Genomic DNA, 25635 nt, shown 5'->3' on the forward strand with positions numbered 1-25635 from the left:
GCGGCTGAGCGAGCCACGGCCGCTACGTCACCAGGCGAACGCCTCCGGGGACGGACCCGGCCCCGGGAAGACCTCGTCGAGCGACGCCAGCAGCTCCGGTGACAGCGTCAGCTCCAGCGCCGGCAGCGCCGACGTCAGCTGCTCACCCGTGCGCGGGCCCACGATCGGGCCCGTGATGCCCGGGCGGGTCAGCAGCCACGCCAGGGCCACCTCCGCCGGGTCCAGGCCGTGCGCGGCGACGAGGTCCTCGTACGCGCCCACCTGCGCGCGCACCGCGTCGTCCCGCAGCGCCCCCGCCGACCGCGCGCCGCCGCCCTCGCGCTCCTTGCGCAGCGCGCCGCCCAGCAGCCCGCCGCCCAGCGGGGACCACGGGATGACGCCGAGGCCGTAGCTCTCGGCGGCCGGGAGGACCTCCATCTCGGCGCGCCGCTCGCGCAGGTTGTACAGGCACTGCTCGCTCACCAGCCCCAGCGAGCCGCGGCGCCGCGCCGCCTCGTTGGCCTGCGCGATGTGCCAGCCGGCGTGGTTGGAGGAACCGGCGTAGAGGATCTTGCCCTGCTGCACGAGGACGTCGACGGCCTGCCAGATCTCGTCCCACGGCGTGCGCCGGTCGACGTGGTGGAACTGGTAGAGGTCGATGTGGTCCGTCCGCAGCCGCTTGAGGCTGGCGTCGACCGCGCGGCGGATGTTGAGCGCGGAGAGCCGGTCGTGGTTGGGCCAGGTGTCGTCGCGGTCCGCGCTCATCGAGCCGTAGACCTTGGTGGCGAGCACGACCTTGTCCCGCCGCCCGCCGCCCTGCGCGAGCCAGGTGCCGACGATCTCCTCGGTGCGGCCCTTGTTCTCGCCCCACCCGTAGACGTTGGCGGTGTCGAAGAAGTTGATCCCGGCGTCGAGGGCGGTGTCCATCATGGCGTGGCTCTCGGCCTCGTCGGCGTGCGGCCCGAAGTTCATGGTCCCGAGCACGAGCCGGCTCACCTTGAGCCCCGTACGTCCCAGCTGCGTATACCTCATGAGGATCAAGCCAACTCCTTCGAGCGCGCTCGAAGCAAGGGCATCCGGGGAGCGTACGGACACGCGTACGGACATCCGCATGGCAGGCTTGGCGCCATGCGCGCCGCCCTCCGCCTGCCGATCGCCGCCGCCCTGCTGGCCCTCCTCGTGTGCGCCGCGCCCGCCGCGGCGCAGGACGACGTGATCCTCACCGACCCCCGGATCACCGAATCCAGCGGCCTGGCCGCCAGCCGCCAGCACGACGGCGTGTACTGGACGCACAACGACTCCGAGGACGGCCCGTACGTCTACGCCGTCGACGGCGAGACCGGCGAGACGCTGGCCACGATCACGCTGCGCGGCATAGGCGAGCCGCGCGACGTCGAGGCCATCTCGCTCGGCCCCGGCAACCAGCTCTACGTCGGCGACATCGGCGACAACATGGGCGGCTCGTGGTCGTACGTGTGGGTCTACCGCTTCCCGGAGCCGAAGCGGCTCAAGGACGCGACCGTGGACGCCGTGCAGTACGAGATGCAGTACGAGGACGGGCCGCGCGACGCGGAGGCGCTGATGGTGCACCCGAAGACGGGGCGGGTGTACGTCGTGAGCAAGAAGGAGGACGGGGGCGCGGCGATGTACGTGGCGCCGGAGAAGCTGTCGACGGGGTCGATGAACATCTTCCGGCGGGTCGCGCCGATCAACCTGTGGGTGACGGACGGGGCGTTCTCGCCGGACGGCACCAGGATGGCGCTCCGCTCGTACGTCGGCGGGCGGATGTACCGCTTCGCGGACGGCAGGCCGGAGGAGGACGGGCGGCTGGACGTGCCGTTGCAGTCGCAGGGCGAGTCGATGACGTACACGGCGGACGGGTCGGCGATCGTGTTCGGCAGCGAGGGGGAGCAGAGCGACCTGGTGTGGCGGGAGGCCGAGGGGGGCTCGGACGGGGAGTCGGGTGACGCGGGCGCCGACGGGTCCGGGAGCGGCGGCTCGGCGGACGGCGCGAGCGGCGGGGACGGGGACCGCAAACCGGTGACGGCGGTGCTGATGGTGGGCGCCGGGATCGGCGCGGTGCTGCTGCTGCGCCGCGCGGTGGCGCGCCGCCCGCGCCGGGGCTGAGGCGCGGGGGCCGGGTGCGTGGGCCGGGGGTGAGACGTGATCCAGGGCTGAGGCGCGGGGGTCCGGCGGCGGGTGCGCCCGGGGCGTAGAACCCGGTTGTCGGCGGGGCGGCCTACCCTGGGGCGGGAGTGCGGGGAAGGGGTCCGCGGTTCCGCTTCTCAGTCGCTCTTCACTCCCGCTTGCTTTCCTTCTCCCTTTCCTTCTCCCTTTCCTTCGTCGTGGCACTCCGGATGGACCGGCGGTACGGTCCACCCCTCCGCCCGCCGGCGGTCGAGCAGGGCCCCCAGGCCGTCCAGCATCCGGTCGATGGCGAACATGAACGTCTCTTCGTCCAGCGCCGAGAAGGAGTCCTCGGCCAGCTTGGCGATCCTCGGATAGCGCCCGGACGCCATCGCCGACTCCAGCGCCGGCGACTGAGCCTCCCAGAACTCCTGGTCGCTGATCCCGGTGCGGGCCTCCGCCTGCGTGGCGTTGACGTGCACCCGGGCGAGGCCGGACGCGGTGGCGTCGATCGAGGTGACGAAGCCGACCTTCTCCTGGTCGGTGAGCAGCAGCCCCTCGAAGCCGCCGAGGGCCAGCTCGAAGGCCTCCAGCCCGTTCGGGCCGAGCACGGGCCGGCCCTGGTCGACCTGGAGCAGCCACGGGTGCTCCAGGTAGTGCTCCCACATCGAGTGGGCGAGGCTCCGCAGCCGCTCCCGCCAGGTCGTCAAGCTCTCGAAGCGTTCGACGTCCTCCGGCTCGACCGAGCCGACGGCGTCGAGCATCAGGTCGAGCAGCTCCGCCTTGCCGGGCACGTACCGGTACAGCGACATGGTGCCCACGCCCAGGCTCCCGGCGATCTTGCGCATCGAGACCGCCTCCAGCCCCTCGGTGTCGGCGATGCCGATGGCCGTGTCGACGATCCGCGCCACCGAGATGCCGGGTTTCGGGCCGCGCTTGGCGCGCTCCTCCATGCCCCAGAGCAGGGCCATGCTGCGGCTGAGGTCGCCGCTGCCGCTGTGTTCCCTTGCCGCCATGGGACCGCAGTCTAGCTGCGGACTTGCCTTCTGCGTACACCGTATGCGTAAATGGGTACAGCGTACTCAGATAGGGGAGGAAGAGCGTGATGGCAAGCTCGGCCGACGCCGTCGTGGCGGACGGCGTGCAGAAGCGCTACGGAGAGAAGCGGGCCCTCGCCGGATTCGACCTGACCGTGCCGTACGGCACCGTCTACGGCCTGCTCGGCCCGAACGGCGCGGGCAAGACCACCGCGGTACGGATCCTGTCCACCCTCATCCGCCTCGACGGCGGACAGGCCCGGGTCGGCGGGCACGACGTGATGAAGGACCCGGTCAAGGTGCGCCGGCGGATCGGCCTGGCCGGGCAGTACGCCGCCGTGGACGAGGTGCTGACGGGCCGGCAGAACCTGGAGATGTTCGCCCGGCTGTTCCACCTCGGCTCCCGCCGCGCCCGCGAGCGCGCGGTGGAGCTGCTGGAGCAGTTCGGCCTGACGGAGGCGGCGGACAAGGGCGCGAAGGAGTACAGCGGCGGCATGCGGCGCCGGCTCGACCTGGCGTCGAGCATGATCCTCGCCCCGGACGTGCTTTTCATGGACGAGCCGACGACCGGCCTGGACCCGCGCAGCCGCGGCGAGGTGTGGGAGGCGGTACGGGACCTGGTGGCCGGCGGCACGACGGTCCTGCTGACGACGCAGTACCTCGACGAGGCCGACAAGCTCGCCGACCGCATCGCCGTCATCGACGGCGGCCGGACGATCGCCGACGACACCCCGGCCGCGCTGAAGAACACGGTCGGCGGCGACCGTATCGAGGTCGTCGTCGGCTCGGCGGAGGAGATCCCGGACGCGGTCAAGGCCGTGGCCCGCGTCTCCGGCGCCGAACCGGCCATCGAGCTGGAGGAGTTGCGCGTGCACGGCCCGGTCGCCGACCGGGTGGCGGCGCTGACGGAGGTCGCGCGCACGTTGCAGGACGAGGGGGTGGCGGTGGACGACATCGCGCTGCGGCGGCCGACGCTCGACGACGTGTTCCTGAGCCTGACGGGCCACACCGCGGCGGACAGCGCGGCGGAGACGGAGCCGAAGCCCGACGAGAAAGAGGAGGCCAAGGTCGTATGAGCACCGCCACCGAGTCCACGGCGGGGGAGAACCGGGGAGAGAACCCGGGCGGGACCCCGGGAGGGCGCGCGGGGGAGGCGCCCAAGGCCACCCGCCCGCCGGTCCGCGAGCAGGCCCCCGGCGGGGCGCTGAAGTGGGCGTTCGCCGACTGCTGGACCATCGTACGGCGCGGCCTGCTGCACTACCGCCGGCAGCCGTCGAACATCGCCTGGCAGCTCGGCTTCCCGGTCGTCTCCGTGCTGCTGTTCGTGTACGTCTTCGGCAGCGCGATGGAGGGCGGCGCGGACGCGTACAAGTCGTACGCGATGCCCGGCATGTTCGCGATGACCATGGCCTTCGGGTTCATGAACACCGCCATGCTGATCACCATCGACAAGGAGCACGGCATCACCGACCGCTTCCGCTCCATGCCGATGTCCCCCTCCGCCGTCGTCAGCGGCCGCGGCGTCTCCGACCTCATCGGCGCCACGCTCGACCTGATGGTGATGGCGGCGATCGCGCTGATCATCGGCTGGCGCTCGGACGGCACGGCGCTGGAGACCGCGGCCGCCTTCGCGCTGCTGCTGTGGCTGCGCTTCGCGCTGATCTGGGTCGGGGTGGTGCTCGGCCTGCTGGTGCCCAACCAGGAGGCGGCGGGCAACCTCTTCGCGGTCGCGTTCCCCTTCGGCATGGTCTCCAGCGTCTTCGCGTCGCCCGCGGACATGCCGGACTGGCTGGGCGCGGTCGCGATGTGGAACCCGGTGTCGTCCACCGCCAACGCCGTGCGCGAGCTGTTCGGCAACCCGGGGCGGCTGGGCGACTCGTGGATCGAGCAGCACGCCATGCTGATGGCGGTGGTGTGGCCGGTGGTGATCACGGCGGTGTTCCTGCCGCTGGCCGTGCGCAAGTACCAGCGGCTGTCGCACTGAGCGGGCGCGATACGGCGACGGGCCCCGCGGCGAGGCCGCGGGGCCCGTTCCGTACGGAGGGAAGCGGCGTCAGATCCGCTCCAGCACGAAGTCGACGCACCGGGTGAGCGCCTCGACGTCGGCGGGGTCGATGGCGGGGTACATGGCGACGCGCAGCTGGTTGCGACCGAGCTTGCGGTACGGCTCGGTGTCCACGACGCCGTTGGCGCGCAGGACCTTGGCGACGGCGGCGGCGTCCACGTCGTCGGAGAAGTCGATCGTGCCGACGACCTGCGAGCGCTGCGCCGGGTCGGCGACGAACGGCGTGGCGGCCTTCGACTCCTCGGCCCAGTTGTAGAGCGTACGGGCCGACGTGGCCGTGCGGCGTACCGCCCAGTCCAGCCCGCCCTGCCCGTTCAGCCACTCCAGCTGGTCGGCCAGGAGGAAGAGGGTGGTGAGGGCCGGGGTGTTGTACGTCTGGTTCTTGCGGGAGTTGTCGATCGCGGTGGGCAGCGAGAAGAACTCCGGCACGTGCCGCCCGGAGGCGTGCACCCGCGCGGCCCGCTCCAGCGCGGCCGGCGAGAACGCCGCGACCCACAGCCCGCCGTCGGAGGCGAAGGACTTCTGCGGCGCGAAGTAGTACACGTCCGTCTCGGCCACGTCCACCGGCAGCCCGCCGGCCCCGGACGTCGCGTCGACGACCACGAGCGCCCCGTCGTCGGCCCCCGCGACCCGGCGCAGCGGCATGGCGACGCCGGTGGAGGTCTCGTTGTGCGTCAGCGCGTACACGTCGACCCCGGCCTCGGCCCGCGCCTCCGGGTGCGTACCGGGCTCGGACGTCACGACGGCCGGCTCCTCCAGCCACGGGGCGGCCTTGGCGGCCTTCGCGAACTTCGACGAGAACTCGCCGAACGACAGGTGCTGCGACCTGCGCTCGATCAGCCCGTGCGTGGCGATGTCCCAGAACGCGGTCGACCCGCCGTTGCCGAGGACCACTTCGTACCCCTCGGGCAGCGCGAACAGCTCACGCACACCCTCACGCACCCGCCCGACGAGGTCCCGCACGGGAGCCTGCCGGTGGGAGGTCCCGAGAAGGGAGGACCCGGTGGCGGCGAGGGCCTGGAGCGCCTCGGTACGCACCTTGGACGGACCCGACCCGAAGCGACCGTCGGCGGGCTTGATGTCAGCGGGAATCTCGATCTCAGCCACCCCCGAAGCCTACGGCCCGACCGCCCGGCGACGACGCTCCGTCCACGCTCTGAGACGAGAAACCCACGTACTGAGCAGCCCGCCGGGGGCTGACGTGAGGGGAGCGGCAGCGACCGGACGAATCGACGACCCACCATGGCGAACACCTGGAACGACTGGCTCCGCACCTACACCCGCGCCTACCGCGCCCCGGCACCCCCGCTACGCCTGCCGTGCCCGGCGGGCTGCGGCGCGCGTGCGCTGTCGCTGCGGTTCCGGGAGCGGACGCCGGACGGCATCGGGAACGGGTTCCTCTGGTGCCGATCGTGCCGCTACGGAATCCACCTGTGCCGGGTCGCGATCCCGGAGGGAGCGGAGGTCGTCCCGTACGGAACGCCGACGGAAGAGGAGCCGCCCCCACCGAGTTTCACGCCCGTGCCCCCGGAGCCCACGACGCGGTCCGGAGCCACCGGGCGACCCTGAGAGGGGCGTCCCACCCCGGCACCGGGTCACCTGGGGTGGGTCTCCGTCCAGATCGAGCCCGCGCCGGCCCGTCGCCCGCCGGGTCCGCCCCTCCTCTGCGGTCCCGGCGGGCGGGGGGTCAGCCCAGGGTCAGGGTGGCCGGGGCCGGGTTGCCGTTCGTGTAGGTGCCGTTGAAGCCGAAGGTGACCGAGCCGCCGTCCGGCACGTTGCCGTTGTACGGGGCGTTGGTGCAGGTCACCTGCGTGCCGGACTGGCGGCACGTGGCGTTCCAGGCGTTGGTGATCTGCTGGCCCGGCGCGTAGTCCCAGGAGACCGACCAGCCGGACAGCGAGTCGCCGTCGCAGCTGACCGTGACCGCCGCGGTGAAGCCGCCGTTCCACTCGTTCGGTACGGCGTAGCTCGCGGCGCAGCCGTCGCCCGGGCCCGGTCCGGGGCCGGGGTCGCCGCCGAGGGCTTCGACGACCGCGTCGTAGGCGGGTTTCGGCTGGTAGCTGTCGTTCCAGAGGGTTGCCGAGCCCTCGCCGTCGAAGACGTCCGGGACCCAGGAGTACTTGTCCGGGAAGCCCCACACCGTGACGCCGACGCAGCGGTCGACGGCCAGGCAGGCGTCGATGACGTTGGCGTAGTACTGGGACTGGGTGGCTTCCTTCTGCGAGTCGGCGGGCAGCTGCATCCGTACGTCCAGCTCGGTGACGGCCACGTCGACGCCGAGGTCGGCGAAGCGCTGCATGTTCTGCTGCATGTCGCTCGGGAAGCCGTACTGGATCGCGAGGTGGCCCTGGATGCCGACGCAGTCGATGGGCACGCCCTGTGCCTTCAGGTCGCGCACCAGGTTGTACATCGCGGTGCTCTTCGCGTTGATGCCCTCGATGTTGTAGTCGTTGATGCAGAGTTTCGCGTTCGGGTCGGCGGCCTTGGCGGCGCGCAGGGCGTGTGCGACGAAGTCCTCGCCCATGGCGTTGTAGAGCGGGCTGGTGCGGAACGTGCCGTCCTCGTTGAAGGGTTCGTTGACCACGTCCCAGGCGTAGATGTCGCCCGCGTAGTGCCCGGCGACCTCGGTGACGTGGTTCTCCATCGCGTCGCGCACCTCGCCGCTCGGCAGGTTGGAGACCCAGTCGGGGAGCTGGCTGTGCCAGACGAGGGTGTGGCCGCGGATCGACTGGCCGTTCTGCTGCGCGAAGTCGCGGATTTGGTCGCCGGGGCCGAAGTTGAACTGGCCGCGGCTCGGCTCCGTGGTGTCCCACTTCATCTCGTTCTCCGCCGTGATCTGGCCGAACTCGCGGCCCAGGATCTCGGTGTACTGGCTGTCGGAGAAGTGGGAGGTCGCGGCGGCGGAGCCGATGAACTTGCCGTGTGCCTGGGCGAGCTGGTTGAGCGAGTCGGCCGCGTACGCGGGGGTGGCGGTGCCGAGGCCGTACAGGCAGAGGGCGCCGGCGAGTGCGGCGAGCAGGGCCCTGGGCCTGCTGCGGAGTCTTCGCATGTTCCCCTTCTTCCCCCGCGGGTGGGCGCGGGCGGTGGTGGAGTGGTGGCGCCGGATCCGGATGAGGCGGGACCGAAACATTCGATACTTGCTTCGAATATTTCTGGCACCGGACGTTAGAGGTGGGACCGGGGCACGTCAATACGCGCGGCGGAGCGGGGGCGTCCGGCACGCTGGGGGGCATGGATACGGATACGGGGACGGGCGCGGCGACCGGTGCGGGCGCGGAGACGGGTACGGGCGTGGACGCCGTCGCGCTGGAGCGGCGCCTGCGGGACGCGGTAGGCGGCGAGGTGGGGTTCGGCACCGGGGACCGGGCCCTGGTCACCATGGACGCCTCCAACTACCGCCGCGTCCCCCTCGGCGTCGTCGCCCCGCGCGACGCGGACGACGTGGCCGCCGCGCTCGCCGTGTGCCGGGAGTTCGGCGCGCCCGTCGTCGCCCGCGGCGGCGGTACGTCCATCGCGGGCAACGCGGTGGGCGCGGGCGTCGTCCTCGACTTCACCCGGCACCTGAACCGGATCGTCGACGTCGACCCCGCCGCGCGCACCGCCGTCGTGCAGCCGGGGCTGGTGCTCGACCGGCTGCGCGGGGCGGCGGCGCCGCACGGGCTGACGTTCGGGCCCGACCCGTCGACGCACAGCCGGTGCACGATCGGCGGCATGGTCGGCAACAACTCCTGCGGCTCGCACAGCGTCGCGTGGGGGACGACGGCCGACAACGTGCGGGCGCTGGACGTGGTGACGTACCGGGGGCGGGCGGTGCGGCTGGAGCCGGGCGGGCTGGAGGTGCTGCCGGGGCTGCCGGAGTTCGTCGCGGGGCACCTGGCCACGTTGCGTACGGGCGGGCGCGGGGACGCCGCGTCGGACGGCCCGGACACCCCGCTGCCCGGCTGGCCCGACCTCCCCCGCCGCATCTCCGGCTACGCCCTCGACGCCCTCCTCCCCGAGCGCGGCGCCGACCTCGCCCGCGCCTTCACCGGCAGCGAGGGCACCCTCGCCGTTCTCACCGAGGCCACCGTCCGCCTCGTCGAGTCGCCGCCCGCCCGCGCCCTCGCCGTCCTCGGCTACGCCGACGAGTCCGCCGCCGCCGAGGCGGCCGCGGGGCTGCTGCCGCTGCGTCCGCTGACCGTCGAGGGCATGGCCGCCGACCTTGTCGGTGGCGGCCCCGACACACACGCGCTGCCCCGCGGCGGCGCCTGGCTGTTCGTCGAGACCGGCGGCGACACCCCCGCCGCCGCGCGGGCCGCCGCCGAGGAGGTGTGCCGCGCCGCCGACGCCGTCGACCACGCCGTCGTCTCCGACGCGGGCGCGCAGCGCGCCCTGTGGCGGGTACGCGAGGACGCCTCCGGCACCGCCACCCGGATGCCGGACGGCAGCGAGGCGTGGCCCGGCTGGGAGGACTGCGCGGTGCCGCCCGCGCGGCTGGGCGCGTACCTGCGCGAGTTCCGCGCGCTGCTCGCCGCGCACGGGCTGCGCGGGCTGCCGTACGGGCACTTCGGGGACGGCTGCATCCACGTGCGCATCGACTTCGACCTGCTGACCGCGCCGGGCATCGCCCGCTTCCGGGAGTTCTCGGGGGAGCTGGCGGGCCTCGTCGTCGCGCACGGCGGCTCGCTGTCCGGGGAGCACGGGGACGGGCGGGCGCGGTCGGAGCTGCTGCCGGCGATGTACGGGGACGAACTCGCCGGGCTGTTCCGCGGCTTCAAGGACCTGTGGGACCCCGACGGCGCGCTCAACCCCGGCGTGATCGCCCGCCCCGCGCCCCTCGACGCCGACCTGCGCTTCGCGCCGCTGCCGCGCGGGCGGGCGCCGGTGCCGGTGGCGTTCGGCTACCCGCACGACGGGCCGGAGGGCGGGGACTTCGCGGCGGCGGTGCGGCGGTGCGTGGGGGTGGCCAAGTGCCGGAACCCGGCGGGGAGCGCGGGGGTGATGTGCCCGTCGTACCGTGCCACCGGCGAGGAGCGGCACTCCACCCGCGGGCGGGCGCGGCTGCTGCACGAGATGCTCGCCGGCGAGGTCATCACGGACGGGTGGCGCTCGGAGGAGGTGCGCGAGGCGCTGGACCTGTGCCTGTCGTGCAAGGGGTGCCGCAGCGACTGCCCGGTGGACGTGGACATGGCCACGTACAAGGCGGAGTTCCTGTACCACCACTACGCCGGGCGGCGGCGGCCCATGGCGCACTACGCGATGGGGCGGCTGCCGCGGTGGCTGCGGCTGACGGCGGCGCTGCGCGCGGGGCGGGCGGCGAACGCGCTGGCGGGCGTGGCGCCGCTGGCGGCCGTGGCGAAGCGGCTGGCGGGGATCGCGGCGGAGCGGCCGATCCCGCCGCTCGCGCCGGTGCCGCTGACGCGGTCGCTGACGGCGGACGCGGGGGCGGAGGTGCTGCTGTGGCCGGACACGTTCACCAACTACCTGTCGCCGGAGGCGGGCACGGCGGCGGTGCGGGTGCTGCGGGCGGCGGGGCTCAGGGTCGGGCTGCCGCGGGGGGCGGGGAAGGTGTGCTGCGGGCTGACGTACGTCTCCACGGGGCAGCTGGACCAGGCCCGTGCGGTGATGCGGCGGACGCTGGACGCGCTGGAGCCGGCAACGCCCTCCGGGGACGGGGACGGCGGTACGGGGGACGGGGCCGGCCTGCCGCTCGTCGTCCTCGAACCGCCCTGCGCCGCCGCCCTGAGGACCGACCTCGTCGAGCTGCTGCCCGACGACCCCCGCGCCCCCCGCCTCGCCGCCCGCGTCCGCACCTTCGCCGAGGCCCTCGAAACCGCCGCCCCCGACTGGACCCCGCCCCGCCTCGACCGCCCGGTCACCGGCCAGACGCACTGCCACCAGCACGCGATCCTCGGCGACGCCGCCGAGCGCCGCCTGAGGACGAAGGCCGGGCTTGAGGGGGACCTCGCGGCCGGCTGCTGCGGCCTGGCGGGCAACTTCGGCTTCGAGCGCGGCCACTACGAGGTCTCGGCGGCCTGCGCGGAGGACCAGCTGCTCCCGGCGGTACGGAACGCGCCGGACGGCGCGGCGGTCGCGGCCGACGGCTACTCCTGCCGCACGCAGCTCGACCAGCTCGCCGGCGTCCGCGCCCGCCACCTGGCGGAGCTGCTGGCGGACGGGCTGGAGGAGGGGTGATCAGTCGGAGGGGAACCTGTCGGTGGGGAGGGTGAGCCCGAGGGGGGTCTCCTTGAGGTCCAACTCGGTGCCGAAGGCGACGATGACCTCCTTGGCGTAGTCGCCGTCCTTGGGCTCGGTGTAGACGTGGCACTTGCGCTGGTACGGATCGGCGATCAGGTAGACGGGCACGCCCGCGAGGGCGTAGGCGGTCTTCTTGGGGCCGTAGTCGTTCCTTCCCGTTCCCGGGGAGATCACCTCGGCGACGAAGTCGATGTCCTCGTACGCCCAGCGTCCCTTCTTGCCCGGCTTCGCGCCCTCTCGGATCTTGAGCACGTCGGGGCAGAGGGCGTTCTTCTTGCCGGGGAAATCGATGCGCACGTCGGAGAGCACCTTGGCGCTCCCGCCGAGTTCGATCTTCAGCGCCATGGAGATCTCAAGGATGATCTCCCAGTGCGCATCACGCTGCGGCGTCATGAAAATGGACCCTTCGACGACCTCGATGCGATAGCCCTCGAAGGCGGGGGTCCGCTCAAACACCTCGAACAGCTCGTCCAAGGTCGCCTTGTCGTCGGTGTCGGCCATCTCGATCCTGTCGTCGACGAGGGTCATTCCGGCTCTCCTCCCCGCAGCTCCGTGGGTGGCATGCTGCCGCCCTTCAAACGATACGCGCAGCCACTTGGTCACGGGGAGTCACCGGTCGAATAATCCGGCAAGCACGCTTGCTTGTTTTACTCCCCGCTGCCACCCTACTGCGCAGTAGCCACGAGGGGAGCGCACCATGGCGGGCCCGGAGATCACCTCCCTGCTCGACGACCTCCGCGACGAGAGCGCCGCGCTGGACGCGCTCGTCGCCGGGCTGCCGCCCGAGCGGTGGGCGCTCGGCACCCCCGCCGCCGGGTGGACCGTCGCGCACCAGATCGCCCACCTCGCCTGGACCGACCGCGCCGCGCTCGCCGCCGCCGTCGAGCCCGAGGAGTTCCAGCGGATGCTGGCGCGCGCGCAGGAGGCGCCGTACGGGTTCGTCGACGAGGGCGCCGCGCGCGGCGCCGCGCAGCCGCCCGCGACGCTGCTCGACCGCTGGCGGCAGGGGCGCGAGGAGCTGCGGCGCGTGCTGCTGGCGCAGCCGGCGGGGGTGCGGATGCCGTGGTTCGGGCCGGCGATGAGCGTCGGGGGTGTGGCGTCGGGGCGGCTGATGGAGACCTGGGCGCACGGGCAGGACGTCGCCGACGCCCTGGGGGTACGGCGCGCGCCCACGGCGCGGCTGCGGCACGTGGCCCGTATCGGCGTGCGCACGCGGGACTTCGCGTACGTCGTCAACGGGCTGACGCCGCCCGCCGCCGCGTTCCGCGTCGAGCTGGCCCCGCCGGGCGGCGGCCCGGTCTGGGCGTACGGGCCGGAGGACGCCGCCGAGCGCGTCACCGGGCCCGCGCTCGACTTCTGCCTGCTGGCCACCCAGCGCGTCCACCGCGCCGACACGGCGCTCGTCGCCGAGGGCGCGGAGGCGGAGCGCTGGCTCGGCATCGCCCAGGCGTTCGCGGGCCCGCCGGGCGGCGGGCGGGAACGGGCCGGGGGCGCCGCCGGGGACGGCGCGGCGGACGGCCGCCCGTGACGCTCCGTATCGGCAACGCCTCCGGCTTCTACGGCGACCGCTTCGCCGCCGTCCGCGAGATGCTCACCGGCGGCGAACTCGACGTGCTCACCGGCGACTACCTCGCCGAGCTGACCATGCTCATCCTCGCCCGCGACCGCCTCAAGGACCCGGCCGCCGGCTACGCGAAGACGTTCCTGCGCCAGCTCGAAGACGGCCTCGGCCTGGCCCGCGACCGCGGCGTCGCCCTCGTCGTCAACGCCGGCGGGCTCAACCCCGCCGGCCTCGCCGCCGCCGTCCGCGACCTCGCCGCGCGCGTCGGCGTCCCCGCCCGCGTCGCGCACGTCGAGGGCGACGACCTCACCGCCCGCGGCACGTGGGACGGCGCCCTCGCCGCCCACGCCTACCTCGGCGGCGCCGGCATCGCCGCCTGCCTGCGCGCCGGCGCCGACGTCGTGGTCACCGGCCGCGTCACCGACGCCGCGCTCGTCACCGGCGCCGCCCAGGCGCACCACGGCTGGGCCGCGGAGGACGCCGACGCCCTCGCCGGCGCGGTCGTCGCCGGGCACGTGCTGGAGTGCGGCACCCAGGCCACCGGCGGCAACTACGCCTTCTTCACCGAGCACGACGTCCGCCACCCCGGCTTCCCCCTCGCCGAGATCGAGCCGGACGGCAGCGCCGTCATCACCAAGCACCCCGGCACCGGCGGCGCCGTCACCGTCGGGACCGTCACCGCCCAGCTCCTCTACGAGACCGCCGGCCCCCGCTACGCCGGCCCCGACGTCACCGCCCGCCTCGACTCCGTACGCCTCGCCCCGGACGGCCCCGACCGCGTCCGCGTCAGCGGCGTCCGCGGCGAGCCGCCGCCGCCCGACCTCAAGGTCGGCCTGAACCGCCTCGGCGGCTTCCGCAACGAGGTCGTCTTCGTCCTCACCGGCCTCGACATCGAGGCCAAGGCCGCCCTCGTACGCGCCCAGCTGGCCCCCGCCCTCGCCGGCGTCGCCGACGTGCGCTGGACCCTCGCCCGCACCGACCGCCCCGACGCCGACGTGCAGGAGGAGGCGTCCGCGCTGCTCCGCCTCGCCGTCCGGGACCCCGACGAGGCCGCCGTGGGCCGCGCCGTCACCGGCGCCGCCGTCGAACTGGCCCTCGCCAGCGTCCCCGGCTTCCACCTCACCGCCCCGCCCGGACGGGCGCAGCCGTACGGCGTCTTCGAGGCCGCCTACGTCCCCGCCGCCGACGTCCCGCACACCGCAGTGCTGCCCGACGGCACCCGCGTGCCCGTCGCCCCGCCGCCGCGCACCCGGGCCCTCGCGCCCGTACCCGAACCGCCGCTGCCGCCGCCCCCGCCGCCCGGCGGCCCGACCCGCCGCGCCCCCCTCGGCGCCGTCGCGGGGGCCCGCAGCGGCGACAAGGGCGGCAGCGCCAACGTCGGCGTCTGGGCCCGCGACGACGCCGCGTGGCCCTGGCTCGCCCACACCCTCACCGCCGGCCGCGTCCGCGAACTCCTCCCGGAGACCGCCGGCTTCGCCGTCGTACGGCACGTCCTGCCGAACCTCCGCGCGCTCAACTTCACCGTCGACGGGATCCTCGGCGCGGGCGTCGCCGCGCAGGCCCGCTTCGACCCGCAGGCCAAGGCGCTCGGCGAGTGGCTGCGCGCCCGGCACGTCGACATACCCGAGGAGCTGCTGCCGTGACCGTCCTGGCCTCGTCGCTGGACACCGCGGGCGCCGAGTACGCCGCCCGCCGCACCGCGATGCTCGACAAGCTCGCCGCCCTCGACGCCGAGCACGCCAAGGCGGTGGCGGGCGGCGGCGAGAAGTACACCGCGCGGCACCGGGCCCGCGGCAAGCTGCTCGTCCGCGAGCGCGTCGAGCTGCTGCTCGACCCCGACACCCCGTTTCTGGAGCTGAGCCCGCTGGCCGGGTGGGGCTCGGACTACGCCGTGGGCGCGTCGCTCGTCACCGGCATCGGCGTCGTCTCCGGCGTCGAGTGCCTGATCACCGCCAACGACCCGACCGTCCGCGGCGGCGCGTCCAACCCCTGGACGCTGAAGAAGGCGTTCCGCGCGCACGAGATCAGCCTCGCCAACCGGCTGCCGTCGATACATCTGGTGGAGTCCGGCGGCGCCGATCTGCCTTCTCAGAAAGAGATCTTCATTCCGGGCGGGGCCCTGTTCAAGCACCTGACCCGCTCCTCCGCCGCCGGCATCCCCACGGTCGCCGTCGTCTTCGGCAACTCGACGGCCGGCGGTGCGTACGTGCCCGGCATGAGCGACCACGTGATCATGGTCAAGGAGCGCGCGAAGGTGTTCCTCGGCGGCCCGCCGCTGGTGAAGATGGCCACCGGCGAGGAGAGCGACGACGAGTCCCTGGGCGGCGCCGACATGCACGCCCGCACCTCCGGCCTCGCCGACTACTTCGCCGTCGACGAGCCGGACGCCCTGCGCACCGCCCGCCGCGTCGTCGCCCGCCTCGACTGGCGCAAGGCGCACCCCGACCCGCCGCCGGCCGCCCCGCCCGCGTACCCGGAGGACGAGCTGCTGGGCGTCGTGCCGGGCGACCTGAAGGTGCCGTTCGACCCGCGCGAGGTGATCGCGCGGGTCGTGGACGGGTCGGACTTCGACGAGTTCAAGCCGCTGTACGGGACGAGCCTGGCGACCGGCTGGGCGCGGCTGCACGGCTACCCCGTCGGGATCCTCGCCAACGCGCGCGGGGTGCTGTTCAGCGCGGAGTCGCAGAAGGCCGCGCAGTTCATCCAGCTCGCCAACCAGCGCGACATCCCGCTGGTGTTCCTCCACAACACCACCGGCTACATGGTCGGCAAGGACTACGAGCAGGGCGGCATCATCAAGCACGGCGCCCAGATGATCAACGCCGTCTCCAACTCCCGCGTCCCGCACCTGTCGGTGCTCATGGGCGCCAGCTACGGCGCCGGCCACTACGGCATGTGCGGCCGCGCGTACGACCCGCGGTTCCTCTTCGCCTGGCCCAGCGCCAAGTCGGCCGTCATGGGGCCGCAGCAGCTCGCGGGCGTGCTGTCGATCGTCGCGCGGGCGTCGGCGGAGGCGAAGGGCACGCCGTACGACGAGGACGGCGACGCGGCGCTGCGCGCGATGGTGGAGCAGCAGATCGAGGCGGAGTCGCTGCCGGCGTTCCTGTCGGGGCGGCTGTACGACGACGGGGTGATCGACCCGCGGGACACCCGGACGGTGCTGGGCATGTGCCTGTCGGCGATCCACACGGCGCCGTACGCGGGGGTGCACGACGGATACGGGGTGTTCCGCCTGTGAGCCCTTCATCGTCGACGACAAAGGACCCGACTCCCGTGATAAGCACCCTCCTCGTCGCCAACCGCGGCGAGATCGCCTGCCGCGTCTTCCGCACCTGCGGCGCGCTGGGCATCACGCCCGTCGCCGTGCACTCCGACGCCGACGCGGACGCGCTGCACGTACGCGAAGCGCTGGCGGCCGGCGGCGCGGCGGTGCGGCTGCCGGGGAACGCGCCGGCGGACACGTACCTGCGCGCCGACCTGCTGGTCGCGGCGGCGCGCGCGGCGGGCGCGGACGCCGTGCACCCCGGCTACGGGTTCCTCTCCGAGAGCGCGGACTTCGCGCGCGCGGTCGCCGCGGCCGGGCTGACGTGGGTCGGGCCGCCGCCGGAGGCGATCGAGGCGATGGCGTCCAAGACGCGCGCGAAGGAGCTGATGGGCCTCGCGCCCTTCGACCCGGCGAAGGCGGTGGCGGACGACCTGCCGCTGCTGGTCAAGGCGGCGGCGGGAGGCGGCGGGCGCGGCATGCGGGTCGTACGGGAGCTGGCGGCGCTGGACGCCGAACTGGCGTCGGCCGCGGCGGAGGCCGAGGCGGCGTTCGGCGACGGCGAGGTGTTCGTCGAGCCGTACGTCGAGGGCGGGCGGCACGTCGAGGTGCAGGTGCTCGCGGACGCGCACGGGGGCGTGTGGGCGCTGGGCACGCGCGACTGCTCGCTGCAACGGCGGCACCAGAAGGTGATCGAGGAGGCCCCGGCGCCGGGGCTGCCGGCGGGCGCGGCGGCCGAACTGGAGGAGACGGCGGTACGGGCGGCGCGGTCGATCGGGTACGTGGGGGCGGGGACGGTCGAGTTCCTGCTGGCGCCGGACGGGCGGGCGCAGTTCCTGGAGATGAACACGCGGCTGCAAGTGGAGCACCCGGTGACGGAGGCGGTGTACGGGGTGGACCTCGTCGCGCTGCAACTGCGGGTGGCCGAGGGCGCGCCGCTGCCGCCGGAGGCGCCGCGGCCGCGGGGGCACGCGGTGGAGGCGCGGCTGTACGCGGAGGACCCGGCGGCGGGCTACGCGCCGCAGACGGGCGTGGTGCACCGGCTGACGCTGCCGGGCGGCGAGGGCGGCGGCCCCGCCGGGGTCGGGGGCGGAGCCGCGGTTCCGGGAAGTGGGGGTACCGCCCACGCTCTCCAGGGCGTAGGGAGAGGGACTGTAGAACCCCCCACCCTCCGCCTCGACGCCGGCTACGCCGCCGGCGACACCGTCACCCCCTACTACGACGCCCTCCTCGCCAAGGTCGTCGTCCACGCCCCCACCCGCGCGGAGGCCGTCCGCCGGCTCGCCGCCGCACTCCGCGGCGCCCGCGTCCACGGCCCCACGACCAACCGCGCCCTGCTCGTACGCTCCCTCGGGCACGACGAGTTCGTACGCGCCGAGATGACCACGTCGTTCTACGACCGCCACCTGCCGGAGCTGACCCGCCCGCCCGGCGACGAGCCCACCGACCCCACGCCCCTCCACCTCGCCGCCCTCGCCGCGGCCCTCGCCGACGCCGCCGCCCGCCGCCAGGCGCCCGGCGCCGTCCTGCCCGCCCGCTTCGGGGGCTGGCGCAACGTGCCGTCGCAGCCGCAGACCAAGGCGTACCGCGCCGACCCCGGCGGCGCCGAGGTCGAGGTCCGCTACCGCCGCACCCGCGACGGCCTCAGCGCCGACGACCTGCCCGGCGTGCGCGTGCTCTCCGCCGCCCCCGCGCGCGTGGTGCTCGAAGCCGCCGGCGTCACCCGCGCCTACGACGTCGCCGTCTACGCCCCCGGCCCCGCCGGCGACCGCCCCGTCCACGTCGACACCCCCCACGGCTCGTACACCCTCCACCCCCTCCCGCGCTTCCCCGACCCCCGCGCCGACACCCCCGCCGGATCCCTCCTCGCCCCCATGCCCGGCACCGTCGTCCGCCTCGCGGACGGCGCGGCGCCCGGCCGCCCCGTACGGCGGGGTCAGCCCCTCCTCTGGCTGGAGGCGATGAAGATGGAGCACGAGGTCACCGCCCCCGCCGGCGGCGTTCTCACCGCCCTGCACGCCGCCCCCGGCCGCCAGGTGGAGGTCGGCGCGCTGCTTGCCGTAGTCGAAGAAGAAGCAGTCGAAGAAGAAGCAGCCGAAGAAGCAGAGGAAGCCCCGCCCGCCGACCAGGAAGGCCCCCGGCCATGACCAGCGCCAGTGCCAGCCCCCTCCTCGAACCCCAGGAGCACCGCGACCTCCGCGCCGCCGTGGCCGCCCTCGGCGCCCGCTTCGGCCCCGACTACTTCAGCGCCGTCGTCCGCGACGGCCGGCACACCGACGAGCTGTGGGCCGAGGCCGGCAAGGCCGGCTACCTCGGCGTCAACCTGCCCGAGGCGTACGGCGGCGGGGGCGGCGGCATCACGGAGCTGTCGATCGTGCTGGAGGAGCTGGGGGCGGCCGGCTGCCCGCTGCTCATGCTCGTCGTGTCGCCCGCCATCTGCGGCACGGTCATCGCCCGCTTCGGCACCGAGCGGCAGAAGGAGACGTGGCTCCCCGGGCTCGCCGACGGCACCCGCAAGATGGCCTTCGGCATCACCGAGCCGGACGCCGGCTCCAACTCCCACCGCATCACCACCACCGCCCGCCGCGACGGCGACGACTGGGTGCTCAGCGGCCGCAAGGTGTTCATCTCGGGTGTCGACATCGCCGACGCCACGCTCATCGTCGGCCGTACGGAGGACGCCCGCACCGGCAAGCTGAAGCCCTGCCTGTTCATCGTCCCCCGGGACGCCGAGGGCTTCCAGCGCGCGCAGATCCCCATGGAGCTGCACGCCCCGGAGAAGCAGTTCGAGCTGGTCCTCGACGACGTGCGGCTGCCCGCCGACGCCCTCGTCGGCGACGAGGACGCCGGGCTGCTCCAGCTCTTCGCGGGCCTCAACCCCGAGCGCATCATGACCGCCGCGTTCGCGCAGGGGCTCGGGCGGCAGGCGGTGGCGCGGGCCGTCGAGTACGCGCGTACGCGGCAGGTGTGGAAGGGCGGTCCCATCGGCGTGCACCAGGCCATCGCGCATCCGCTGGCGCAGGCGCACATCGAGCTGGAGCTGGCGCGGCTGATGACCCGGAAGGCCGCGGCGCTGTACGACGCCGGTGACGACGCGGGTGCGGGGGAGGCGGCGAACATGGCGAAGTACGCGGCGGCGGAGGCGGCGGCGGGGGCCGTCGACCAGGCCGTGCACACGCTGGGCGGCAACGGCCTCAGTACGGAGTACGGTCTTGCGCAGATGCTCACCGCGTCCCGCGTGGCCAGGATCGCCCCGGTCAGCCGGGAGATGATCCTCAACTACGTGTCGCACCAGACGCTGGGCCTGCCCAAGTCGTACTGAGAACGCAGACGTGCACACGCACCGAAGGAGCACCCCGACGCCATGACCGACGCACCCGCCGGCCCGGCCGCCGCCGACGCGCCCCTCGTCCGGATCGCGCGCGACGACCGCGGCGCCGTCAGCACCCTCACCCTCGACTCGCCCCACAACCGCAACGCCCTGTCCACCCGCCTCATGGCCGAACTCCACGACGGCCTCGCCGCCGCCGCGGCGGACGACGACGTCCGGGCGGTCGTGCTCACCCACACCGGCAACACCTTCTGCGCCGGCGCCGACCTCGGCGAGGCCACCGAGGCGGCCGCCGCCACGGACGGCCCGCTGGCGCTGGCGCGGCTGCTGCGGGCGGTCGTGGAGTGCCCGAAGCCCGTCGTGGCCCGGGTCACCGGGCACGTACGGGCCGGGGGCCTGGGGCTCCTCGGCGCCTGCGACATCGCGGCGGCGGGCACGGGCGCGACGTTCGCCTTCACCGAGGCGCGCCTCGGCCTCGCGCCCGCGGTGATCTCGATGCCGCTGCTGCCGCGCCTCGACGCCCGCGCCGCGGCCCGCTACTACCTCACCGGCGAGCGCTTCGGCCCGGAGGAGGCGGCCCGTATCGGACTGGTCACGCTGGCCGGCGACGACGTCGACGCGCTGCTCACGCCGGTGCTCGACGGGCTGCGGGCGGCGTCGCCGCAGGGCCTCGCGGCGTCGAAGCAGCTGCTGACGGGCGAGGTGCTGCGCGTCTTCGACCGCGACACGGAGCCGTTCGCGGAGCTGTCGGCGTCGCTGTTCGCGTCCCCCGAGGCCCGCGAGGGCATGACGGCGTTCCTGGAGCGCCGGGAGCCGAAGTGGTTCCGCTGACGGACGCACCCCGGCAGCCGCGGGGGCGGGACCCGCGGCAGGACCGGAGCCGGGCGACGCGGCAGCGGCTGCTGGAGGCGGCGGTCGCGTGCCTGGCGGAGCTGGGCTGGAGCGGGAGCACGGTCAGCGTGGTCGCCGAGCGGGCGGGCGTCTCGCGCGGCGCGGCGCAGCACCACTTCCCGACCCGGGAGGACCTGTTCACGGCGGCGGTGGAGCACGTGGCGGCGGAGCGCTCGGCGGCGCTGCGCGCGCTGCCGCCGCCGGCGGGCGTACGGGGACGGGCGGCGGATCCCGTACGGCCCGGAGACACCACCGCCGGGGAGGCGACCGCCGCCGGGGAGGCGACCGCCGTTGGAGAGACGACCGCCGCCGTCGTACGCGGCGTCGTCGACCTCTACACCGGCCCGCTCTTCCGCGCGGCGCTCCAGCTCTGGGTCGCCGCCGCCAACGAGGAGCAGCTGCGCCCCCGCGTCGCCGCGCTGGAGGCCCGCGTGGGCCGAGAGGCGCACCGCATGACGGTGGCGCTGCTCGGCGCCGACGAGTCGGTGCCGGGCGTACGGGAGACGGTGCAGGGGTTTCTCGACATGGCCCGGGGCCTGGGGCTCGCGACCCTGCTCACGGACGACAGCGCCCGCCGCGACCGCGTGGTGGAGCAGTGGGCGCACCTGCTGACAACGGCGCTGACAACCCCCGACGCAACCCCCGAACCCCGCACACCCGCCCAAGGGTAGGCCGCCCCACCGACATCGACCGTCCGCAGACACGGGACACCGACGAATCCCCCGGAGCCCCCCGCAGGCCCCCCGGGAGCCGTACCCCCCACAGCTCCAGAGCCCACGCCGCACCGCGGGCCCAGCCGCCGCCCCGCCGGGCGCCGCCCGCCGGGCCGCCGGGCCGCCCGGCCGCCCGGCCGCCGCCCCCGGACCTCAGCCGACCCCGCCGGCCTCCGCGTACCCCTCGATCTCCCGCGGCGACCGCGCCCTCGGCCCCACGTACCGCGCCGACGGCCGCACCAGCCGCCCCGTCCGCTTCTGCTCCAGCACGTGCGCCGACCACCCCGCCGTCCGCGCGCACGTGAACATCGACGTGAACATGTGCGCCGGCACCTCCGCGAAGTCCAGCACGATCGCCGCCCAGAACTCGACGTTCGTCTCCAGCACCCGGTCCGGGCGCCGCGCGCGCAGCTCCGCCAGCGCCGCCTTCTCCAGCGCCGCCGCGACCTCGTACCGCGGCGCGCCCAGCTGCTTCGCCGTCCGCCGCAGCACCCGGGCCCGCGGGTCCTCCGCGCGGTACACCCGGTGGCCGAAGCCCATCAGCCGCTCGCCGCCGTCCAGCGCGCGCTTCACGTACCCCTCGGCGTCGCCGGTGCGCTCGATCTCCTCGATCATCCCCAGCACCCGCGACGGCGCGCCCCCGTGCAGCGGGCCGGACATCGCGCCGACCGCGCCGGACAGCGCCGCGGCGACGTCGGCGCCGGTCGAGGCGATGACGCGGGCGGTGAAGGTGGAGGCGTTCATGCCGTGTTCGGCGGCGGAGGTCCAATAGGCGTCGACGGCGGCGACGTGCTTGGGGTCGGGCTCGCCGCGCCAGCGGATCATGAACCGTTCGACGACCGAACGGGCCTTGTCGATCTCCCGCTGCGGCACCATCGGAAGCCCCTGTCCGCGCGCGGACTGCGCGACGTACGACAGCGCCATGACGGCCGCCCGCGCCAGGTCCTCGCGGGCGCGCGCCTCGTCGATGTCGAGCAGCGGGCGCAGCCCCCAGACCGGCGCGAGCATCGCCAGCGCGGACTGCACGTCGACGCGGATGTCGCCGGAGTGCACGGGGATGGGGAAGGGCTCCGCGGGCGGCAGCCCCGGTTTGAACGCGCCGTCGACCAGCAGACCCCAGACGTTGCCGAAGGAGACGTGACCCACCAGGTCCTCGATGTCCACACCGCGATAGCGGAGCGCGCCGCCCTCCTTGTCGGGTTCGGCGATCTCCGTCTCGAAGGCGACTACTCCCTCAAGCCCGGGTACGAAGTCGGACATCAGGCGGCTCCCTCAGTGTGTTGCGGTGCGCTGCGGTGGGTGTGCAGCGGCGGACGGGTCGGCCCCGGGGGCGTGGTGTGGTGCGCGACGTGGTGTGTGGGGGGTGTACGCCGGCGAGGCTCCGCGGCGCCATCGCTCGCGGTCCGGGGCCGTGCATTCCGGCCACCATAGCCGGGGGTGTGGGCTTTCCACAGTGGTGCAGCGGCCGATTCTGTCGGGTTACGCACGTGCGGCCGGGCGTGAGATGGGGCACACTCCACGGATCCCGGTCCGGAGGGTTACCAGGGGCGTCGAGCGGGCAAACTCCCGCCCCGCGGCCACCGCTCATACTGCAAGATATGCGGGTGCGCCACGTTGACGTAGACACCGAAGGTTCCCTCGACCCGGCCGCCATGCGCGCGCACTACCGCGCCGCGGGACTGCCGGAGGACTCCCTCGCCGCCGATCCCTTCGAGCAGTTCGGCCGCTGGTTCCGGGAGGCGGCCGAGAGCGGACTGCACGAGCCCAACGCGATGGTCGTCTCCACCGCCGACGCCGAGGGGCGGCCCAGCTCCCGCACCGTGCTGCTGAAGCACGTGGACGAGCGGGGGTTCGTCTTCTTCACCAACTACGGTTCGCGCAAGGGCCGGGAGCTGGCGGCCAATCCGCACGTGTCGCTGCTCTTCCCCTGGCATCCCGTCGCCCGCCAGGTGATCGTCGCGGGGGCGGCGGAGCGTACGGGGCGCGACGAGACCGTCGCGTACTTCCGCACCCGGCCGCACGGCTCGCAGCTGGGCGCGTGGGCGAGCGAGCAGTCGTCGGCGGTGGCGTCGCGGGCGGAGCTGGACCGGATGTACGCGGAGCTGGCGGACCGCTATCCGGAGGGCGAGCAGGTGCCGGTGCCGCCGGAGTGGGGCGGCTTCCGGGTCCGGCCGCGGACGGTGGAGTTCTGGCAGGGCCGCGAGAACCGCCTCCACGACCGGCTGCGGTACGTACGCGCCGAGGGCGGCGCGGCCGCCGGCTGGACTGTCGAGCGGCTCTGCCCGTAGCCCCGTGGCCGCCTGGCCCCGTGGCCGCCTGGCCTCGTGGCCGTACGGGCCGGTGGCGGGACCGGGCCCGGACAGCAGGCGACCCGCGGCCCATTCCCCTTCAGGGGAGCCGGTCGGACGTACCGGCGGACCGCGGGTCGGGTGAACTGCTTGGGATAAGGGCCGGCTGGGCGCGTCCTAGGCGCCCTGGTCCGGCATTGCGCTCAAGCGCGACGGCGGACCACTAGCCCGCAGTCACCTCACGCGTCCGGTACTTCATCATCTGCCGAACCACCTCCCTTCTCGTGTACCTCACACACTAGGCACGCCCCTGGCGCCCCTCAACTGATTTCTGCCTCGCAACGATTTCGGCGGAACGGGTGTGTGCTGCGTCACGTTCGAGTTGAATGATCCGGGTGCACCACACCACGCACACGACGCCGCGGCGAGCAGGGGGTGCCTGATGAGCGCGACCCGGCGTACCAACCGGGACCGCAGGAACGCCTCCGGCGAGCAGGCCGCGGACGCTCCGGACACGGGAGAAACCGCCGCCGGGTCCCCACCCGCGGCGGCGGACGCGACGGCCGGGGACGCGCCGCCGCCCGTCCGCGCCGCGGCCCCCGACCTGCTGGCGGCGCTGCTCGACGGCATGGACGCCGCCCTGTGCGCCTTCGACGCCGACGGCGTCGTCACCCACTGGAACCGCGAGGCCGAGCAGCTGCTCGGCTGGACCGCCGCGGAGGCGGTCGGCCGCCGCGGGCTGGCGGGCTGGGCGGCCCGCGCGGAGGACGCCGCCGACGTGGAGGCGCGGCTGCTGGGGGCGATGGACGCGCCGGGGCGGCAGGTGCAGGAGTTCGCGCTGCTGCGCAAGGACGGCGGCCGGGTGCTCGTACGCACCCAGACCTCCGCGGTACGTACGGGCAGCGCCACCGCGGGCGCCGCGGACTCCGCCGCCGCGGACCCCGCCACCGGCGATCCGGACGCCGACCCGGACGTCGACCCGGACGGCGGCCCGGCCGCCGCCGGCGCCGCCGTCGGCGTCTACTGCGCGTTCAGCGAGGTGCACGCGCAGCTGGACCTGGAGCGCTCCATCGCCTTCAGCGAGGCCCTCTGCGAGGACGCCGCCTGGGGCGTCCTCCTCGTCGACGCCGACCTGCGCCCCGCGCTGGCCAACGGCCAGGCGGCGCGCGTCCTGCGCGCCCGGCGCTCGGGGGTGCTCGGGCGCCCCTTCGGGGAGCTGCTGGAGCAGGGCGTGGAGGAGGTCGAGAGCGCGCTGCGGCACGTGCTGGCGCAGGGCAGCACCGCCGTCCCCGCCGACGTGTGGGTCACGGTGCGCGGCGAGACCGGCGGCGATCCGGCGGCCCGGCGCAGGTGTCTGCGCGGCGCCTTCGTCCGGCTCGCCTCGCCGCTCGCCGAGCACCCGGTGCCGCTCGGCGTCGGCTGGCTCTTCCAGGACGTCACCGAGGCCAAGCTCGCCGAGGACGCCGCCTCGGTGCTGCGCTTCCGCGATCACCAGCTGCACCGCGCCTCGCGCGCGGCGGCCGAGTGCGAGGACCCGATGGAGGCCGCGACCGTCTACCTGGACTTCGCGCTCGCCGGCTTCGCCGACCACGCGCTGGTCGACCTGGCCGCCGCCCCCGCGGAGCCCGGCACCGCGCCGCCCGGTCCCGGCGGCCCGCACGACCCGGGTTCGCCGCCCGGTCGTGCGCAGCTGACCCGGGCCGCGGCGACGCCGGCCGAGGGCCCCGGCCCGTGCCTGCCGGCCGGGCCGCACGGCTTCCCCGTCCGCTACCCGGCCGGGCACCCCGCGCTTCAGGCGGTGGAGCGCGGCGGCACGGTGCGCGCGGGCTGCGGCGGGGTGGACCCGGAGGTCGCGGAGGGCTGGTCGGTGGCCCGGAAGTGGCCGCCGGGCACGATGCACGCGCTGTGTGCGGTGCTGCGCAGCCGGGGCCGGACGCTGGGGGTGGTGACGTTCCTGCGCGGCGGCGGGCGGCGCGGCTTCACCCGGCAGGACGCGGCGTACGCGGAGGACGTGGCCGTACGGGTGGCGGCCTCGCTGGACCTGGCCGAGCTGCTCGGTTAGGGCCGATACGAACCTGTCCGGTGCGGGGCCCGGTGGCCGGGCTCCCGGGAGCCGGCGCGGATCGTCTTTTTCCCGCAGATCC

The 25635-nt window shown here is 74.7% G+C and carries 19 protein-coding genes; 13 read left to right on the forward strand and 6 right to left on the reverse strand.

Annotated elements, in window-relative coordinates; genetic code table 11:
• Positions 1-27 precede the first annotated feature (27 nt).
• Positions 28-1011, reverse strand: coding sequence for an aldo/keto reductase (locus tag ACHZ99_RS25425; protein WP_420307064.1), 984 nt, complete (start codon positions 1009-1011; stop codon positions 28-30).
• A gap of 96 nt (positions 1012-1107) precedes the next feature.
• On the opposite strand from ACHZ99_RS25425, the gene ACHZ99_RS25430 reads away from it, so the two are divergent.
• Positions 1108-2106, forward strand: coding sequence for a WD40 repeat domain-containing protein (locus ACHZ99_RS25430; RefSeq protein WP_420307065.1), 999 nt, complete (start codon positions 1108-1110; stop codon positions 2104-2106).
• A 158-nt stretch (positions 2107-2264) separates the two neighbouring features.
• Here ACHZ99_RS25430 and ACHZ99_RS25435 read toward each other — a convergent pair whose 3' ends face one another.
• A complete protein-coding gene (locus tag ACHZ99_RS25435) occupies positions 2265-3122 on the reverse strand; it encodes a TetR/AcrR family transcriptional regulator (RefSeq protein ID WP_420307066.1) in 858 nt (285 codons plus the stop codon).
• 89 nt (positions 3123-3211) lie between these two features.
• Between ACHZ99_RS25435 and ACHZ99_RS25440 the strand changes: the two genes are divergently transcribed.
• Together ACHZ99_RS25440 and ACHZ99_RS25445 are read left to right on the forward strand one after the other, a co-directional pair.
• Entirely contained in the window at positions 3212-4219 is a 1008-nt protein-coding gene (locus ACHZ99_RS25440; protein ID WP_420307067.1) for an ATP-binding cassette domain-containing protein, read from the forward strand.
• The gene (locus ACHZ99_RS25445; RefSeq protein ID WP_420307068.1) at positions 4216-5127 is read left to right on the forward strand and encodes an ABC transporter permease; all 912 of its coding nucleotides are present in this window, start codon (positions 4216-4218) and stop codon (positions 5125-5127) included. The genes ACHZ99_RS25440 and ACHZ99_RS25445 overlap by 4 nt, the downstream gene beginning before the upstream one ends.
• A gap of 69 nt (positions 5128-5196) precedes the next feature.
• Here the strand turns inward: ACHZ99_RS25445 and serC are convergent, their stop codons facing one another.
• Both serC and ACHZ99_RS25455 read right to left on the reverse strand, forming a co-directional pair.
• Positions 5197-6315: a phosphoserine transaminase gene (gene serC / locus ACHZ99_RS25450; RefSeq protein WP_420307069.1), complete on the reverse strand. Its 1119-nt coding sequence runs from the start codon at positions 6313-6315 to the stop codon at positions 5197-5199.
• A 580-nt stretch (positions 6316-6895) separates the two neighbouring features.
• Positions 6896-8257 (reverse strand): endo-1,4-beta-xylanase, encoded by a 1362-nt coding sequence (locus ACHZ99_RS25455; RefSeq protein ID WP_420307070.1) that lies wholly within the window; start codon positions 8255-8257, stop codon positions 6896-6898.
• A gap of 182 nt (positions 8258-8439) precedes the next feature.
• Between ACHZ99_RS25455 and ACHZ99_RS25460 the strand changes: the two genes are divergently transcribed.
• Positions 8440-11382 (forward strand): FAD-binding and (Fe-S)-binding domain-containing protein, encoded by a 2943-nt coding sequence (locus ACHZ99_RS25460; RefSeq protein WP_420307071.1) that lies wholly within the window; start codon positions 8440-8442, stop codon positions 11380-11382.
• Here the strand turns inward: ACHZ99_RS25460 and ACHZ99_RS25465 are convergent, their stop codons facing one another.
• A complete protein-coding gene (locus tag ACHZ99_RS25465; protein ID WP_420307072.1) occupies positions 11383-11973 on the reverse strand; it encodes a Uma2 family endonuclease in 591 nt (196 codons plus the stop codon).
• A gap of 169 nt (positions 11974-12142) precedes the next feature.
• Between ACHZ99_RS25465 and ACHZ99_RS25470 the strand changes: the two genes are divergently transcribed.
• From ACHZ99_RS25470 to ACHZ99_RS25500, 7 genes are read left to right on the forward strand one after another with little or no spacing between them, the layout of a single operon-like run.
• Entirely contained in the window at positions 12143-12973 is an 831-nt protein-coding gene (locus tag ACHZ99_RS25470; protein WP_420307073.1) for a TIGR03084 family metal-binding protein, read from the forward strand.
• Positions 12970-14649 (forward strand): acyclic terpene utilization AtuA family protein, encoded by a 1680-nt coding sequence (locus ACHZ99_RS25475; RefSeq protein ID WP_420307074.1) that lies wholly within the window; start codon positions 12970-12972, stop codon positions 14647-14649. Before ACHZ99_RS25470 ends, ACHZ99_RS25475 begins: the two co-directional genes overlap by 4 nt.
• Entirely contained in the window at positions 14646-16244 is a 1599-nt protein-coding gene (locus tag ACHZ99_RS25480; RefSeq protein WP_420307075.1) for an acyl-CoA carboxylase subunit beta, read from the forward strand. Before ACHZ99_RS25475 ends, ACHZ99_RS25480 begins: the two co-directional genes overlap by 4 nt.
• A gap of 35 nt (positions 16245-16279) precedes the next feature.
• Complete coding sequence (locus ACHZ99_RS25485; RefSeq protein ID WP_420307076.1) at positions 16280-18415, forward strand: biotin carboxylase N-terminal domain-containing protein; 2136 nt, start codon at positions 16280-16282, stop codon at positions 18413-18415.
• Positions 18412-19590: an acyl-CoA dehydrogenase family protein gene (locus ACHZ99_RS25490; RefSeq protein ID WP_420307077.1), complete on the forward strand. Its 1179-nt coding sequence runs from the start codon at positions 18412-18414 to the stop codon at positions 19588-19590. Before ACHZ99_RS25485 ends, ACHZ99_RS25490 begins: the two co-directional genes overlap by 4 nt.
• Positions 19591-19632: 42 nt before the next feature.
• Complete coding sequence (locus ACHZ99_RS25495; RefSeq protein WP_420307078.1) at positions 19633-20430, forward strand: enoyl-CoA hydratase family protein; 798 nt, start codon at positions 19633-19635, stop codon at positions 20428-20430.
• Entirely contained in the window at positions 20418-21161 is a 744-nt protein-coding gene (locus tag ACHZ99_RS25500; protein WP_420307079.1) for a TetR/AcrR family transcriptional regulator, read from the forward strand. Before ACHZ99_RS25495 ends, ACHZ99_RS25500 begins: the two co-directional genes overlap by 13 nt.
• Positions 21162-21356: 195 nt before the next feature.
• On the opposite strand, the gene ACHZ99_RS25505 is transcribed toward ACHZ99_RS25500, so the two are convergent.
• Positions 21357-22463, reverse strand: coding sequence for a citrate synthase 2 (locus ACHZ99_RS25505; protein ID WP_420307080.1), 1107 nt, complete (start codon positions 22461-22463; stop codon positions 21357-21359).
• Between the two features lie 338 nt (positions 22464-22801).
• On the opposite strand from ACHZ99_RS25505, the gene pdxH reads away from it, so the two are divergent.
• Both pdxH and ACHZ99_RS25515 read left to right on the forward strand, forming a co-directional pair.
• Positions 22802-23491, forward strand: coding sequence for a pyridoxamine 5'-phosphate oxidase (gene pdxH, locus ACHZ99_RS25510; RefSeq protein ID WP_420307081.1), 690 nt, complete (start codon positions 22802-22804; stop codon positions 23489-23491).
• 442 nt (positions 23492-23933) lie between these two features.
• The gene (locus ACHZ99_RS25515; RefSeq protein ID WP_420307082.1) at positions 23934-25553 is read left to right on the forward strand and encodes a PAS domain-containing protein; all 1620 of its coding nucleotides are present in this window, start codon (positions 23934-23936) and stop codon (positions 25551-25553) included.
• The last annotated feature ends 82 nt before the right edge of the window (positions 25554-25635 follow it).

This window comes from Streptomyces sp. MAR4 CNX-425, assembly GCF_048656465.1.
GTDB lineage: Bacteria > Actinomycetota > Actinomycetes > Streptomycetales > Streptomycetaceae > Streptomyces.

What these genes read in the sequence shown, in the direction of transcription:
- ACHZ99_RS25440 (WP_420307067.1), top strand. Translation starts at nt 3,212, where the DNA reads ATGGCAAGCTCGGCCGACGCCGTCGTGGCGGACGGCGTGCAGAAGCGC.
- ACHZ99_RS25460 (WP_420307071.1), top strand. Translation starts at nt 8,440, where the DNA reads ATGGATACGGATACGGGGACGGGCGCGGCGACCGGTGCGGGCGCGGAG.
- ACHZ99_RS25495 (WP_420307078.1), top strand. Translation starts at nt 19,633, where the DNA reads ATGACCGACGCACCCGCCGGCCCGGCCGCCGCCGACGCGCCCCTCGTC.
- ACHZ99_RS25465 (WP_420307072.1), bottom strand. Translation starts at nt 11,973, where the DNA reads ATGACCCTCGTCGACGACAGGATCGAGATGGCCGACACCGACGACAAG.
- ACHZ99_RS25455 (WP_420307070.1), bottom strand. Translation starts at nt 8,257, where the DNA reads ATGCGAAGACTCCGCAGCAGGCCCAGGGCCCTGCTCGCCGCACTCGCC.
- ACHZ99_RS25515 (WP_420307082.1), top strand. Translation starts at nt 23,934, where the DNA reads ATGAGCGCGACCCGGCGTACCAACCGGGACCGCAGGAACGCCTCCGGC.
- ACHZ99_RS25470 (WP_420307073.1), top strand. Translation starts at nt 12,143, where the DNA reads ATGGCGGGCCCGGAGATCACCTCCCTGCTCGACGACCTCCGCGACGAG.
- ACHZ99_RS25435 (WP_420307066.1), bottom strand. Translation starts at nt 3,122, where the DNA reads ATGGCGGCAAGGGAACACAGCGGCAGCGGCGACCTCAGCCGCAGCATG.
- ACHZ99_RS25430 (WP_420307065.1), top strand. Translation starts at nt 1,108, where the DNA reads ATGCGCGCCGCCCTCCGCCTGCCGATCGCCGCCGCCCTGCTGGCCCTC.
- ACHZ99_RS25490 (WP_420307077.1), top strand. Translation starts at nt 18,412, where the DNA reads ATGACCAGCGCCAGTGCCAGCCCCCTCCTCGAACCCCAGGAGCACCGC.
- ACHZ99_RS25505 (WP_420307080.1), bottom strand. Translation starts at nt 22,463, where the DNA reads ATGTCCGACTTCGTACCCGGGCTTGAGGGAGTAGTCGCCTTCGAGACG.
- pdxH (WP_420307081.1), top strand. Translation starts at nt 22,802, where the DNA reads ATGCGGGTGCGCCACGTTGACGTAGACACCGAAGGTTCCCTCGACCCG.
- ACHZ99_RS25425 (WP_420307064.1), bottom strand. Translation starts at nt 1,011, where the DNA reads ATGAGGTATACGCAGCTGGGACGTACGGGGCTCAAGGTGAGCCGGCTC.
- ACHZ99_RS25445 (WP_420307068.1), top strand. Translation starts at nt 4,216, where the DNA reads ATGAGCACCGCCACCGAGTCCACGGCGGGGGAGAACCGGGGAGAGAAC.